The sequence below is a fragment of the Streptomyces sp. NPDC001070 genome (assembly GCF_053598835.1).
Genome location: NZ_JBSFLB010000037.1, coordinates 20,009 through 33,784 on the forward strand (window position 1 = coordinate 20,009; position 13,776 = coordinate 33,784).

Annotated in this window: 12 protein-coding genes and 4 pseudogenes; 7 read left to right on the forward strand and 9 right to left on the reverse strand. The window is 66.6% G+C overall.

The features are described 5' to 3' along the window. Window positions 1–530: 530 nt before the first annotated feature. Together ACWDAS_RS34315 and ACWDAS_RS34320 are read right to left on the reverse strand one after the other, a co-directional pair. Window positions 531–1,070 (reverse strand): annotated as a pseudogene (locus tag ACWDAS_RS34315) (site-specific integrase); the annotation flags it as partial. Between the two features lies 1 nt (window position 1,071). Continuing rightward, the gene (locus ACWDAS_RS34320) at window positions 1,072–2,610 is read right to left on the reverse strand and encodes a replication initiator (protein ID WP_450398695.1); all 1,539 of its coding nucleotides are present in this window, start codon (window positions 2,608–2,610) and stop codon (window positions 1,072–1,074) included. Window positions 2,611–2,928: 318 nt separating this feature from the next. Here ACWDAS_RS34320 and ACWDAS_RS34325 point away from each other — a divergent pair, with 318 nt between their 5' ends. From ACWDAS_RS34325 to ACWDAS_RS34345, 5 genes and pseudogenes are all read left to right on the forward strand, one after another. Continuing rightward, window positions 2,929–3,363: a winged helix-turn-helix domain-containing protein gene (locus ACWDAS_RS34325; protein WP_450398697.1), complete on the forward strand. Its 435-nt coding sequence runs from the start codon at window positions 2,929–2,931 to the stop codon at window positions 3,361–3,363. A gap of 649 nt (window positions 3,364–4,012) precedes the next feature. Continuing rightward, window positions 4,013–4,492, forward strand: a complete 480-nt coding sequence (locus ACWDAS_RS34330) for a hypothetical protein (protein ID WP_450398699.1) — start codon at window positions 4,013–4,015, stop codon at window positions 4,490–4,492. A gap of 17 nt (window positions 4,493–4,509) precedes the next feature. After that, window positions 4,510–5,493 (forward strand): DUF6881 domain-containing protein, encoded by a 984-nt coding sequence (locus ACWDAS_RS34335; protein WP_450398700.1) that lies wholly within the window; start codon window positions 4,510–4,512, stop codon window positions 5,491–5,493. 57 nt (window positions 5,494–5,550) lie between these two features. Beyond that, window positions 5,551–5,751, forward strand: a pseudogene (locus tag ACWDAS_RS34340) (helix-turn-helix domain-containing protein); the annotation flags it as partial. A gap of 78 nt (window positions 5,752–5,829) precedes the next feature. Next, on the forward strand, window positions 5,830–6,495 hold the full coding sequence (locus ACWDAS_RS34345; protein WP_450398702.1) for a hypothetical protein: 666 nt from the start codon (window positions 5,830–5,832) through the stop codon (window positions 6,493–6,495). A gap of 131 nt (window positions 6,496–6,626) precedes the next feature. Here ACWDAS_RS34345 and ACWDAS_RS34350 read toward each other — a convergent pair whose 3' ends face one another. The 3 genes and pseudogenes from ACWDAS_RS34350 to ACWDAS_RS34360 all read right to left on the reverse strand — a co-directional run bounded on the left by ACWDAS_RS34350 (window position 6,627) and on the right by ACWDAS_RS34360 (window position 7,180). Continuing rightward, window positions 6,627–6,863 (reverse strand): tyrosine-type recombinase/integrase, encoded by a 237-nt coding sequence (locus ACWDAS_RS34350; RefSeq protein ID WP_450398768.1) that lies wholly within the window; start codon window positions 6,861–6,863, stop codon window positions 6,627–6,629. Continuing rightward, window positions 6,837–7,034 (reverse strand): annotated as a pseudogene (locus ACWDAS_RS34355) (site-specific integrase); the annotation flags it as partial. The gene ACWDAS_RS34350 and the pseudogene ACWDAS_RS34355, both read right to left, overlap by 27 nt. Further along, entirely contained in the window at window positions 7,034–7,180 is a 147-nt protein-coding gene (locus tag ACWDAS_RS34360; RefSeq protein ID WP_450398703.1) for a helix-turn-helix domain-containing protein, read from the reverse strand. The pseudogene ACWDAS_RS34355 and the gene ACWDAS_RS34360, both read right to left, overlap by 1 nt. A gap of 1,502 nt (window positions 7,181–8,682) precedes the next feature. Here ACWDAS_RS34360 and ACWDAS_RS34365 point away from each other — a divergent pair. Next, window positions 8,683–9,033, forward strand: coding sequence for a helix-turn-helix domain-containing protein (locus ACWDAS_RS34365; RefSeq protein ID WP_450398705.1), 351 nt, complete (start codon window positions 8,683–8,685; stop codon window positions 9,031–9,033). A 50-nt stretch (window positions 9,034–9,083) separates the two neighbouring features. On the opposite strand, the gene ACWDAS_RS34370 is transcribed toward ACWDAS_RS34365, so the two are convergent. Further along, window positions 9,084–9,647, reverse strand: a complete 564-nt coding sequence (locus ACWDAS_RS34370) for a dihydrofolate reductase family protein (RefSeq protein WP_450398706.1) — start codon at window positions 9,645–9,647, stop codon at window positions 9,084–9,086. Between the two features lie 130 nt (window positions 9,648–9,777). Continuing rightward, window positions 9,778–10,174, reverse strand: a pseudogene (locus tag ACWDAS_RS34375) (DDE-type integrase/transposase/recombinase); the annotation flags it as partial. 88 nt (window positions 10,175–10,262) lie between these two features. Here ACWDAS_RS34375 and ACWDAS_RS34380 point away from each other — a divergent pair. Then, on the forward strand, window positions 10,263–10,559 hold the full coding sequence (locus ACWDAS_RS34380) for an Imm1 family immunity protein (RefSeq protein ID WP_450398707.1): 297 nt from the start codon (window positions 10,263–10,265) through the stop codon (window positions 10,557–10,559). A 497-nt stretch (window positions 10,560–11,056) separates the two neighbouring features. Here the strand turns inward: ACWDAS_RS34380 and ACWDAS_RS34385 are convergent, their stop codons facing one another. Beyond that, complete coding sequence (locus ACWDAS_RS34385) at window positions 11,057–12,364, reverse strand: NAD(P)-binding domain-containing protein (protein WP_450398708.1); 1,308 nt, start codon at window positions 12,362–12,364, stop codon at window positions 11,057–11,059. Window positions 12,365–12,387: 23 nt separating this feature from the next. Further along, window positions 12,388–13,710, reverse strand: coding sequence for a carboxylate--amine ligase (locus ACWDAS_RS34390; RefSeq protein WP_450398710.1), 1,323 nt, complete (start codon window positions 13,708–13,710; stop codon window positions 12,388–12,390). Window positions 13,711–13,776: the final 66 nt, after the last annotated feature.

The window sequence follows — 13,776 nt, forward strand, 5'->3', positions numbered from 1 at the left end:
GATTCATCTCGAAGATATGACCCCCTCACCATACCCCTGGATCATGGGGTGGTTTAATGCGTGCAGCGAATGCAAATCTGCTGCACTCGTTATCGATGATCGCTGGCCGGTCGAGAAGCGGGTGGGGGGCCGAGCGATTAATGCATCTGCGGTAGATGATGATACCCCCCTCTTTTAATGATATTGGCCCGGTTTGGCTACAGGACCCGATGATCTGAACTGAAGCGAAGAGACGGGTGCGACAGCCTCTAGCTTTCAGCTCTTGGCAACGGCATCTAGGCCTACTCCGTTTATTCGCTGGTCGATGGAATAGGGTGGGCGCTGAGCAGGGCTTTCACTGTAGATTCTATCCGGAGGACCGTGGGGCTTCCTAAAGAGAATCTGGGTGGACGTGGTATAGGCGCTTCGCTGAAATTTGGCAGTGTTCACGAACGGCTAACCAGCCGTATAGACGGCCACGCGCGAGGCCCCGTCGATCGGTAGATCGACGGGGCCTCTGCGGTGTCTGACGGCAGTAGTTGACGGCAACGTCAGCGGACGGGTGCTGCACGAAGCGGTGGGTCGTCGCCGTTGTCGGGCTCTGTCGTGGTCTCGGGGATGCTGCCGGGGGCGTGTCCGAGAAGGTCGATGGCCTGGCGCTGGAGGCGGAGTCGGACGTGGGCGTAGACCGTGGCGGTCACGCCGATGTGGGCGTGTCCCAGTAGCTCCTTGATGACGACGAGTTCGACGCCCTGCTCCAAGAGCAGCGTCGCGGTCGAGTGGCGGAGGTCGTGAAACCGAATCGGCCGCAGGCGAGCTTCGCGGAGCAGGGCGTTGAAGTGCCGGGTGAGCGTAGCGGGCTCGATCGGGTGCCCGTCCGGCCGCGTGAAGACGTGCCCGCTGCCCTGCCGCACCGAGCCCGCCCGGTCTCGCTCCCTGGCCTGCCGCTCGCGGTGTGCGCGGAGCGATGTGACACAGGAGGCCGGCAGGGCGATGCGCCGCTCCGAGCTGATGGTCTTGGTCGGCAGGGTGGCCAGGCCCCGGCCGGTGGTGCGTTGGAGGGTGCGTCGGATGCTGGCCGTGCCGCTGTCCCTACTGCCAGTGGGAGATGACCAGCGTGGTGTCCGAGTCCACGTGCTGACCGCCGATGTTGCGGTGACCGGCAGCCAGATCGGTGGAGTGTCCGGCGCGGTCACCGACCGGATTGCCGCCCGTCTGACCGGCCTGCGTCTGAGCCGACGCAGGGGCGGGGGTCTGGATGTCGGGGTGGCTGGTTCGCCAGGTGGTGCGTTGGGCTCGGAGGTGGGCGAGGGTGGTGGAGTAGTGGCGGGTGCGGGTGGAGAAGTGGCCTCGGAAGCCGAGCATGTGGGCCCACTGGCGCAGGCGGAGGTGGTCGTGTCGGCGTTTGGTGGCGAGGTGCCAGGCTGTGTGGATCATGTGGCGGGCGTGGTCGGTGATGTCGTAGGCGGAGAGTTCGGCGAGGAAGTGGAGGCGGCGGTCGAGGGTGCCGGTGGTGGTCTCGGCGCCTTTGGTGGCGTACTTGGCGATGTAGGCGGCGACGTGCCGCTCGGTGACGGGGCCGTCGCCGGTGAAGTCGGTGCCGCGGATTGCGCGGACGTCGATCTGCCGCCCGAACCGGAACACCAACCGCCCTGCCTGGTCTGACCCTTGGGGCTGGGACGAGTGGGTGTCCTTGGCGGGCTGTGGTTGCTTCGGTGGTTCGCCCTCGTGGTGGACGCGGGTGCGTGTGGCGGCGGTGCGGACGGCGTGGTCGAGGAGTTGGGTCGTGGCCCAGGCGGGCGGGGTGCTGGTGGGGCCGGTGGGTCCGTCGAGGCGGATGACGGCGTGGAAGTGGACCTGGCCCCGTTTCTGGTACTCGGCGACCTTCGCGTAGGAGAGCGTGGCGTGATCGCGCAGGGCCCGCTGCGTCAGCCCCGCGGCCTTGGCGATCTCGCGGCGCAGGTGGGTGGTGAAGCGGGCCCACAGGGCGGGGGCGTGCGCGTTCCACAGCACCGCGCCCGCGTAGTCGTAGCGGTCGGGGTCGAGCGGGGTGCCCAGCAGCCGGTCGTCGTCGGGGTGGGTGTGGCCGCAGTGGCAGCGGCCGGTGTCGGGCTGGTTGTGGACGGGGCCGAAGCCGGGTGCGGTGAGGGTGGCGAACACGCGGGGGTGTGCGGCGACGCTGGTGGGGACGGTCTTGCCGCCGCGAAGGCCTGCGGTGATGAGCTGGTAGGTGTCGTAGCGGTAGACGGTGGAGCAGGCGGGGCAGCGGGTGGCGCGGCGGTTGCCGCAGCGAACCAGCAGTTCGCCCGCCGGGAGCCTGCCGGAGTCGAAGTGGTCGAGAATCTCGCCGGTCGCACTGTCCAGACGGGTGCGGTGGCCGGTAAGACGGATCGGGTGCGCGCAGCCGCCGAGTCCGGCTATCTGCCGTGCGAGGGGTGCGAGTTGGCCGGTGGCGGCGAGCTTGGCCAGCTTGGCGGTGAGCCGGGCGCGGCGCTCCAGCGCCGATCGCTGACTGGCGGATGCGTCGGTGGTGTTGTGGGTCGGGGTGGTGGTGCCGGCTGGCGCGGTGAACGCCCAGGTGGTCGGGATGAAAGTGGCAGCGGGGGATGGGAGTTGGAGCTGTGCGGGCATGCGGGAGAGACCTTCGGCGGGAGAAGGGAGAGAGCGGGGACGACGAAGACGGCGTCGTGGCAGCCGGGTTTACCGGCTCACAGGGGAAGGGAGGCGCCGCAGGGCGGGCGCGGGGGCCAGGGCCAGCTGGTCCGAGCGGCGGGCACGGTGTTGATCACCGGCGGTGCGTGACGGTAGCACCGCTTCACGGGCGCATTCAAGTGCATCCCTCCTGATCTGTTTCTGGTGATGATCGGCGCGGGTAGTGTGGGGCCGGTTTGCGGGTTTGGACGGGCCGGATTCCGGTGGTAGAGGGCGCGAAGGACGGGGTGAACTGCGGTGACGGTCGTGGGGCGGCGTGGGCGCAGGCCGGCGGGCAGCGGGGTGCAGCTGACGTTCGAGGTGATCGCCGAGACCCTGCGTGAGCGGATCCGCTCCGGTGGGCTGCGGCCGGGGGACGCGCTGCCGACGCAGGCCGTGCTGATGCGGGAGTTCGGGGCGTCGAGCCTGACCGTGCAGAAGGCCATGACCCTGCTGAAGCAGGACGGGTGGGCGGTCTCCCGTCCCGGCAAGGGCGCTTTCGTCGCCCACCACGATCACGTAGCCGACGACGCTGATGACTTCGACGGCTCGGAGGCGACGGCCCCCGTCGGCGGGACGGCAGCTCGCGTCGAAACGCTCGAACGGGCACTGGCTGAGGCCGTCGAGCAGCTGGTCGACCTTCGCGCCCGTGTCGAGGCGCTGGAGACGGGTGGCGGCGAGCGGGGCCGCTGACCTGCCGCGCCGGGCGGCCCGGGGCGGCCCGGGGCCTGCGTTCAGATTTTCTCTACGAGGTTCAAGGCGGGCCCCGCCCGCCGGAGCCGGCCGCCGTTGCCGACAAGCCCGCCGTTCAATCGGGAAGCCAGCTACGCCGCAAGGTGGCGAGCCGCCCAGGCAGTCGGGGGTGATCCGGGGCTGCCGGAGCGGCAATCGGCCTGGTCGCCGGGCTGACCGTAACTGGGCTCGTGACGGAGCAAGTTGTCACCGACGACCGTCCTACGGCCGGATCGCAGGCAAGGGTCGACCAGGGGGCCGACCCTTCACGTCCGTCTCCGGACTCACCGAGGGCGGTGGCCGGCGCTGCCTCCGGCGGGAGCGAAGCTCCCGGCCGCCCGTCGCAGGCCGACCCCTCCCGCCCTGGGCCCCGCGCTGCGAGACTGATCGACGCACCAGCTGGCCGCACGCCTGTCGAGGGTCGCCTCGGCGGCCGCCTGCCGAACCGCGGAGGTTACCGGGCCTGCCTGATTGGTCTAGACCCTTGACGGCAGTAGTGACGGCAACAACCACGAACAGCCCCGGCCGAACCCGCGCCTCAGCGGACCACTGAATACCGCTTGACCTGCGAAAACGCAGGTAGAGAGGGGTCGCATAGCACACGTACTATGTGGAGGCAGGTGACACGCCGGTCCTCGTCCACAATTGCGCTATTGATCACGGCGACATGGCGCGGATGTACAACAAGACGTATAGGACGTTTGAGAAGGTGGCGGACAAGCGATCTACGCTCGCGCTCGCCAAGGTGTGGAATAACAAAACGCAGAAAATTGAGGACTGGGCGGCGTTGAGATCGCAATCACCGATGTCGGACGAGGTGGCGGATGCACTTTCCGGTCACACCATCGTTCCGGACGTCGGACATGCCGAGGAGAGCATATGTAGTCATCTTGAAAGCCTGAATGACGCGGGTGGTGATTACGAGATGATGGGAATCACTTCCAGCGGAAGGTTCTGTACAACACGAAATTGCTACGGGGCGCTTCTCTTCAGGGGGATGGAGATGCTTGATGCAATCGGCAAGATCTTTGCAGAAGAGGGTTATTCCGAGTTTCGAGCAGCGGTCAACCGGAAGCGCTACTCCAGATGATTGTGTGAGCTGGTGAGATGCGAGAAAATATTGTGATCGGCGACGCCTTGTGTCTGATGCGCTTTTTGCCACTGCTGGACGTTCTCGAGTCGCCGGTGCGACAGTCGGTCGACGATGTTATTCGCGGCTGCCTGGGCTCCGGAGAGATCACGGACAGCGTTCTGATCAGTCTCGACGAATTCTGTGAGGCAGTCGGTACGTTGCAAGATTTCGACCGTCCGGCTTTCTTTGAGCAGAGCGTCGCCGGTCTCGCCTTGGTCGCAGTTGGAGCCGGGCAGGCGCACACATATTCGGCGAATGCGAGGGTCTCGGAGCAGGCGGTCGTGGTGTGGAGCGCACTGACCCGTCTGCCGAATGATCAGATGCAGGTGCTGACGCCTCCGGTCATCGCTGACTTCGCGGAGCGTGAGCGCAGTGCTCAGCGGGAGGATGAGCGTGCTCTGGCTTCGAGGGAACGCGACCCGATGGCGGTCATTCAACGCGCTGATCAGCTGGCTTTGGCCAGCTCTGCGATGACGGCTGAGCTGTCGAAGGTGGCGACAGTGCTTGGATGGCGCCCTTCCGGGCCTTGTGGTCTGCACTGCACCTGGCCCGTTTGTGAGTCGTCGGCGGCAGCGAACTGCGTACGCCGTCGCACGTTTCAACGTCAGCAGACGCTGGCTGCTCGACTCCGGCGGAGGCATGGTGCGGAGTCCAGGCCGTGGTACTTGATCGCCAATGATCTTCTGGCGGAAAGTGACGATCAACCGTTTGAGTTCGTCACAGAGGTCGGGGTGGACGGGTATGAGTTGCGCAAAGTGGCTCAGTACATGGACGGCCGACTCGTCTGTGTTGACCGGGAGCACCGGAAGCGGGGCGGGGTTGAACTCAGCTCGGAGCCCGTTCCGTCGTGGCCGGAGCTTGAAAAAAATAAGGATCTGCGTATCGAAGAGGTTCCTGCAGAATTCTGCGAGCAACGTTGGAAGCAAGGGCTCACGGCTTCATCGGGTAGTGATCTCTAGATAGCAAATAAGAGCCCTGTCGGATTTGTTTCCAGCAGGGCTCTTTGCTTTGTTGCGGAGGTGTGGACCGCCGCGAGGGTGGCCAGCCTGATCGGCCGGAAGTTCCACGTCTCCTACAGCGTCTCGGGTGCGACACGGCTGATGCACCGGCTCGGCTTCAGCCCACAGGTCCCCGCACGACGGGTCGCCGAACGCGACGATCAGGCCGTCACCGCATGGAAGGAGGCGACCTGGACCGAGGTAAAACAGCCCGGGCGGGTGGGGAATCGGTAAGGCGCAGGCTGATAAGAACGCGCTCAACGTTCCGGGCGTTAATGTGACAATTAAGGTGAATCCGTGAGTAAGTCTGACACGGCAACCGCCAAGCGTGTCACCTCTGATTGGGGTGCGGCCCTCCCTTTGTTTTCGGAATGGCGACCCTTGCGATTGCTGCGACGTATCGGTCCAGTCGTTCAGGGTGTGACGCTGGACCGTACAACGACAGGGGACGGATACTTTCCCACTGCGCATATTCATGCACTGGTTCGAGAATTTCCGGTCATCGCGTTGACGCTTGGTCAGCGAATGGTCACTCCCTCCGGAATCCAAGAGAGCGTTTCGTTTGCACGCCACTCCGGCGAATATCAATCAGCTGTTCGGTGGCTTGTCGCGCAGAGCAGGTTGTCGTTGGAGGAGCCACCGACCATTTCAAGTATCGTCGAGGCGCTATACGAACACGTGGGCCTGCAGCAAGAGAGAGGCCTCCCGCCCGCGGTGCGGGAAATCGAAGACGGGGTACTCGTTGCTGCCGCGGCAGGAGAACCGTCGCTGGTCGAGCTCGGGCTTCGATTGGCGCGCCAGATGGTGGACTTGTGGCCCAAGTCCCGGCTACCACTGGACTGGAAGGGAAGCGACATCTGGCTCACCGGCTTGGAAGAACGAATTACCGATCCCTCTGCACTGTCGGATGTCGTTGAGCAGCAGATCTCCTTTCATAAACTCGCGAAGGTTCCGACGGTTTAGCACCTCGGGACGATGTAGGCAGTGATCGGGGCCACAGCAGCGTTTGACGGCAACGCTGACGGCAACGGCAGCGGACACCCAGAACCCCCCCCCATGGTTCGTGGGGGCCCCCGCGCCTCTGCGTGGTGTGGTCAGTTGGGCGGGACTGTGGACATCGGCGGGTCTTCGGGGTCGTCGCCATCTCGGAGGACGTCCGTGAGTTGGTTGATGGCGTCGTGTTGGAGGTGCAGGCGGACGTGGGCGTAGACCTGAGCGGTGATGCCGATATTGGCGTGGCCGAGCAGTTCGTTGATGGTGACGAGTTGGACGCCCTGTTCCAGGAGCAGCGTCGCGCAGGTGTCCGGGTGGCCGCTGTTGCTGGCGGCCATCTTCTCCGTGAGCTTGTCGGCAGCCTCTCGACGAGTCGAACCGTACACGCGGACGCGCTTCCGTGTGCCGTTGGTGGTCAGTACGTATCCGGCGGCTTTCCAGCGGCCGTCCTTGCGCTGGTAGATGGTGCCTTCGCCGCTGGCGCGAGTTTTCTTGCGCGGTGCGGGCATCAGGCGGCTTCCTCCAGGTGACGGCGGATGTACGTGTCGAGGGCGGAGGCCGGGATGCGGCGGGAGCGGCCGATCGTGAGGGAGGGCAGGCGGCGGGAGCGGATGAGGTCGTAGACGGTGGAGCGGCCGAGTTTGAGTCGTGCCATGACTTCCGGCACAGTCAGCAGCTGGGGGTGGCGGTGGTCATGCTGCGGCTCCTTCCAGGGCCGGCTTCATCATCGAGGCGAAATGGACTGGGAGGGAGGACCTTCCCAATGCCTGGGACCGGAGTCTCTATAATCCTTCCAATCCTGACACGGTCTTTAATGAGAGCACCACTGTCAACCAAGCGCGGCGACTCTTGGATCTAAACAAAGCTCTGGGTGCCGCATTTTTTCGGGCGGTCTTCAGGGAGTGGTTCCCGGAGGAGATGGAAAGCGGGACTCTGCAGGTCTTTCACGTGTCGGGAGTGGGGATGAAATGATGCTCGATATCGATCTGGAGAGCGTAGTTCAGGTGGTAGGTCTGGCTGTACGGTTCGAGCGTCCGTGGGACGCGGAGCAAGCATCATCTGGGCTTGTCCAAACGGGCTGGGAGCCCGTTGGCTCGGTGTCGCTTCCGTACCCGAAGCGCTTGGGACGGGGAGACTTGCGCCTGGGCATCACATATGACCAGGATCGTGTGGCCCTCGGAGTCACGCTGAAGGAATGGCCGGTCGATTGGGATTCGCCTGACTGTGCCGGGGCTGTAGCCGACGACTATGAAGGAAAGATCCAAGACTGTCGGGAGCTGGCGGACCGGATTGCTTCCCGACTCCGTCGGGATTGCTCGGTCGAGTCGGAGGCGCCAATGCTTGACCAGGATGACTTTCCTTTTCTATGCGCGGAATGTTGGAAGGTCGTCAACGTTCACGTGACCTTGGGGCTTATGCATCTTGACCCCGACGACACGCCCATCAGAATTTCTCTGTACGTGAGTCAGGTACACGCGGATTGAGTTGACTCCCGAATTTGACCTCGGTTCGTCAGCGGGATTCGGTCGCTGATCGGCTTGGTGGTCCGCCCTGTCTGTCCTGCGTGTTCGCGGGCGGGGTCGTCGCGTGACGCTGCGGCTGCGCCGGGTTCCACGGGCCCGGGACGGTGTGGTTCTCCGCAGCCGTAGAGGTACTGCCGAAGGCGCGCCTGCAGTGCGAACATTGGAGCCTGGTCTTCAGTAACCCCGCCGCTGCCACACGCGACAGCCTCGCCGACTTCTCCTTCGAGAGCTGCATCACCAACGCAACCGTGGAACGGCTGCGTAACATTGCCCAGGTCCCCATCAGCGCCCACAGGTGAGCGCCCGGAGTGCATCAATTGGGTTCCCGGTGAAATGAACGGCCAACGCTATGACAGGCCTCCCATAATTGATTTTGCGGAAGACCCGGAGATCGATTGGGGGGACCTGAAGTAGCGATAAAGGGATCCCGTCGGACCTTCTTCCGGCGGGGTCCTTTCGTGCCGCCATCTGGAGAATCAAACCGCGGCCCGCATGCGTAAAATCAAGGCGACAGAGGGATGTCTGTCTGCCATATTGATCCGAAACGCTTTGTGTTCGCGCGCGTTGACGGTGTGTGAGTGATCTGGTGGGGGATGCGCGGACCTGGTCACCGGACGCGCAGGAGGCTGTGCGTTTGCTGCCGATATCCGCGCTGGTGGAGGGCCGGGGCCGGTCGGAGGTTGCCGCCCTGTTCAGGGTGTCGGTCAGGGCCGTGGACAAGTGGTGGGCGAGGTGGCAGGCGAGTGGCCGGGACGCGCTGCTGTCCCGTCCGCGGGGCCGGCGTGCGGGTGATCATCAGGTCCTGTCCGAGGCCGAGCAGGCGCGCGAGGGAACACCCCTCGGCTGCGACTCAGGCCAGCTCCGGCACTGCGCTGTCACGGGCGACCGCGTACAGCGCGACCCGCAGCAGCGTCCGCACCCGCTCCGATACCCGCAGCGGCTGTTGTTCGACCGCGAACTGCTCGCCGACGGTCTGTGGACGTGACCCGATCCGTCGCTGGTCGTCGTCGATGTCCCACCGCTCGACCAGCGCGTTCAGCGCCTCGTCTCGTACCTGGTCAGGACCACGCCGCCGGGAAACGTCCGTGTCTCCACCAGGTTCAGGTTCGCCCAGCTGTCCAGCGCGGTGAAGAACGGTGTGCCGCTACCCACCAGGACCGGATGGGTGACGATCGCGTACTCGTCGACCAGCCCGGCCCGCATCGCCGCCCCGGCGAGCGCTGCGCCACCGACCCTCATCGGCCCACCGTCCTCGGCCTTGAGCCGAGTGATCTCCGCGACCGCGTCGCCGGTGACCAGGCGAGTGTTCCAGTCGACCTTGTCGACCGTCGAGGAGAACACCACCTTCGGCGTGTCCCGCCAGTTCCGCGCGAACTCGATCTGCGCTGGGGTGGCGCCCGGCTGCTGGTCGCCGGTCGGCCAGTAGGCGCTCATGGTCTCCCACAGCTTGCGCCCATACAGCAACAGGCTGATCGCCCGCTCCTGGTCGAGCCACCACTGGAACAGCTCGTCGCTCGGCCCGCTCCAGCTGAGGTCGTCGCCGGGTGCGGCGACATAGCCGTCCAGGGACAGGTTCATGCCGTAGAGCAGTCTCCGCATAGCGCCGGCCTTCCGTCAGTCGGTCTCGGAAGTCTAGACGGGCCTTGAACCCCGAATCCTGGACACGGGTTATGCGGCTGGTGTGAGCGTAGTTGGTGTGTGGTGGAGGGCGTTCTCGAAGGCGATCGATGATCGATCCGGCGAGGCTGCCGCGGGTGCGGACCGCCGCCGGCAAGGCGTCGGTGACAAGGTCCGCGCGCATGTGGTCGGCGATCGCCCAGCCGGCCAAGCGTCGAGAGGCGAGGTCGATGACGGTGCCCAGCCAGCAGAACTTCCCGCCCTCGATGGGCAGGAAGGTGATGTCGCCGACGTACTCCATGTTCGGGACCTGGGAGGTGAAGTCACGGCCGATCAAATCCGGGGTGGCCTTGGCGGCTGCCGGTTCGGGGACGGTGGTGCGGTACCGGCGACGCAACCGGAACCCTCGATCCCGCAGACCCGCATGATCCTGGCGACGCGCTTGCGGTTGACCGCCTCACCGCTGCTCTCGCGGGGCTCGGCGGTGACCCTGGGCCGCCGTAGGTGCCGCCTGAACGCGCGGGGCACGGATTCGGTGCCAGCCCCCGGTGGAGTCCCCGGCTCTTGCTGAATGGGCGACATGATCGTAATTGCGCCGTGGTCTATTCGCTTGATCGCCCCACGCTGCCATCGGGATATCGAGATCACGAGTTGGCGGTCGGGGTCGACAGGGTCGCCCAGGCGGGTGCACTGACCCTCGCGGACGACGAAAATTTCGTATCGAAAGGCTCGATGGATCGTGGAATAGGTGAATATATGCTCCTCGGGCATGTGCGGGAGTTTATGGCGGGCTCGGAAGTTCCCATCGAGCTTGTTCGTCGGGCGGTGAAGGAATTTCTCGGCGGCGGTGGCCGGATTCCAACGTGCATCGAATGGCAAGAGGAAGAATTCTAATTTTCCAATGAAAGCACTACCCTTGGTCGGTACTCGCAACAGCTGACTTCGGCGCAGCCTTAGGGGGTTCCGCCACCCATGGTGGGACCCCCTGGTTGTTGCCCTGGGGATGATGGGTTGCCGCGGTCGCCGCCCTCCACCTCTTCCATGCCAACACCATCAGCCACGACCTCACCATCGGCGACCTCTCTGGCGTGGGTCGGCGGACGGCTGCGTCACGGGGCGGGTCGTCAGGTGACCAACACCGGCCAGGTGCAGCTCAACGGTCTCGGCGTCACCGACGACGGCCCCGGCACTCCGACCGTGAACTGCCGGTCACCAGGCTGGTACCCACAGTGGCCGTAACGTGCACCGCCACGTACACGACGGCCGCGACCGACGTCGCCACGGGAAGGACCACCGACATCGCCACCGCCATGACTCCCGGCAACGTCACCTTCAGGGCGACCAGCAACAGGGTCACCGTCCCGCTTGCCGCAGTCCGTCGATGTACCCGGTCAGCGCCGAGTACCCGAGTGCCGCGCCCAGGCCGCCTGGCTGACGTCCGCGGCGGGCGCCGACTCGCCGCGGGCCGGGCGTGGAATGGCGTAGGACGCCCGGCCGGTCCGCAGACGCCGCTGCACCCCGAGGAGCAGGCGGTCGGCCGTGAAGGTCGCCCCGTGCACGAAGCGCATCGCCGGACCGTACGCGGGGGCCGTCATCAGTCCGGCGAAGAAGAGACCGGGCAGTGAGGACTCGAAGCCCGCGTTGAGTTCGGGGGTCGCGCCCGCCCGGCCGACGGTGCGCAGGCGCAGCTGTACGTCCTGGTCCAGCAGACCCAGTCGGCGAAGGTCGGGGCGGAAGCCGGTGGCCGCGACGACGTGGTCGGTCATCAGGGTCGACGAGGACCGTTCCGCATCGGGGGTGGTGAAATCCAAACGCGCCAGGCCGCCCGCGGCGGACGCCCGGCGCAGCCGGTGCCCGAGCAGGACCGGCACCCGGGACTCGAAGCGTTCCCGCAGCCACCAGGCCCCCGCGGGCCCCAGGGCGGTGCCCGCGATACGCCCGCGCGTCGCCGCGGGCAGTAGGCGGAAGAACCAGGGCAGTTCGGCCCACGCCCAGGTGGTCCAGCCGGAACCGAGTCCGCTCAGCGGGTGGCGCACGGACTGCCAGCGGCCGCGCTCCAGCGGCAGCGGCACGGTGTTCCAGTTCAGCCCGCGCGCGCGGGCGACCACCCGGGTGTGGGCGCCGTGCTCGGCCAGCAGGGCGGCCGTCTCCAAGGCGGCCTGTCCGCCGCCGAGGACGGTGACGTCCTTCCCGGCGAACGGGGCGAGGTCGCGGTGCGAGCTGCTGTGCGAGTACAGCTCGGGGGATAGGCGGAGGAGCTCCGCCGGGTAGTGGACGAAGGGCATGACGCCGATGGCGAGCGCCACTGTGCGGGACTCGACCGTCTCGCCTTCCTCCGTCGTCACCAGGAATCCACCGCGGTGGGGTTGCACGGAGGTGACGGTGAGGTCCCGGACGAAGGGTACGGCGTGCTCCGCGAACCACAGGCCGTACTCCGTGAACGTGTCGATGGGCAGCGGCTTGCCGTGGCGGGACTGCAGTCCGTGTTGCCCGCAGTACGCCTCCAGAGCGTAACTGCCTGTCGGATCGGACAGGTTCGATGCCCACGGCTCCGACTTGAGGAACATGCCGCGCGGCATGTGATCGCGCCAGGAGGCCATCGGCCTGCCCAGGACGCACAGCCGCAGCCCGGCGGCCGCGGCGTGCGAGGCGATGGACAGTCCATAGGGGCCGGCGCCCACGACTACGAGGTCGTACATGACGGATTCTCTTTTCTCTGCGGTCACAGGCTGAGCGAGGCGTTGTCGTCGTCCCCGGTGCTGCCCCGGGGCGCCCCGGACGGGGGTGGTACGGGGTGCGGCGGCCGTCTGGGATGCGGGGGCCCGGGCTGTGCGCCCCGGACCGGCAGGCGGAGGCCTTTCACGACACCGTGGCGGAGCCAGGCGGCGGACACGGCGAGAAAGGGCAGTGGGTCGTCGGCGGCGAACCAGGCCGCCTCGGCGCCGGGCGCTCCGCCGTCGCCTCCGCACCGCCGACGGCGCTCCGCCGGCAGGGACGTCAGCAACGACAGCAGCCAATAGTGTTCGACGACGAAGACGCGGCCGGGCACGGGGACGTACGGCGGCACCGGACGGCCCGTCAGGTCCAGATGCAGGGCGCGAACGACGTCCAGGCCCTGGGCGTCCGTGAACAGCCGGAACTGGGCGCCGGGGCGGGGGTTGAAGTCCAGCAGGTGGTACCTGCCCGTCAGCGGGTCGCGCCGGAAGTCCAGGTCGAAGATGCCCCGGTATCCAAGGGCGGTGACCAGACGGCGGGCGGTCCGCTCCACCTCGGGGTTGGACAGCCAGCGGCCCAGGGCCGTGAGGCCGGCGCCGACCGGCCAGGCACGGTCCTTGCGGCCCGACCCGCCGGCGAGACAGGTACCCTGGCCCGTGACGTAGCCGTGGAAGAACCAGTCACCCGCGGGGCTTTCGGGCAGGTAGCTCTGGAGCAGCAGCCTGCTGCCGGCCCGCTGGAAGTGGCCGTAGAGCTCTCCCGCCTCGTGCGGCGACCGCAGGAGCAGCGTGCTGCGCAGCCCCGGTGTCCGGGGCAGCAGCCAGGGGCGGCTCCACTTGGCGACCACGGGAAGTCCCAGATCCCGGGCGGCGGTGACGGCATGGCGGGCGCTCTCCGGGACCACGGTGACCGGATGCGGAATCCCCAGGCGCTCACAGATCCTCGCCAGCTCCGCCTTGTCCGCGACACGTTCGGGCAGCCCGGGCGGCTGGCCGGGCAGCAGATAGCGGCCGGCCAGCGGCTCGGCCAGCCGGGCCGCGACGATGGCGCCGAGGTCGTCCATGGCGACGAGGACCGCGGGCCGTCCGATCTCGTCGGCGATCTGACGCAGCGCCAGCAGTGCGGAGGGCAGGCTCGCATCCCCGGGCGCGCGATGGGCGCGGTGCAGGTGACGGGAGAAGGCGACCGGACTGTGCAGTGACTCGACCACGGCGTGGACCTCGATACCGGCACGCGCAAGCGATCTGACGGCACCAAGAGTGCCGTGGTGGAAGGGATTCGGGTCCAGCCGGAGCAGCAGCACCGGCACACTGGTGTCGAAGGCGGGCATTTTCTGGTTCGCTCCTTCAGCCGATGGTCTGATGGGGGGAAATTCCGCATGAACGGACCACGAGAA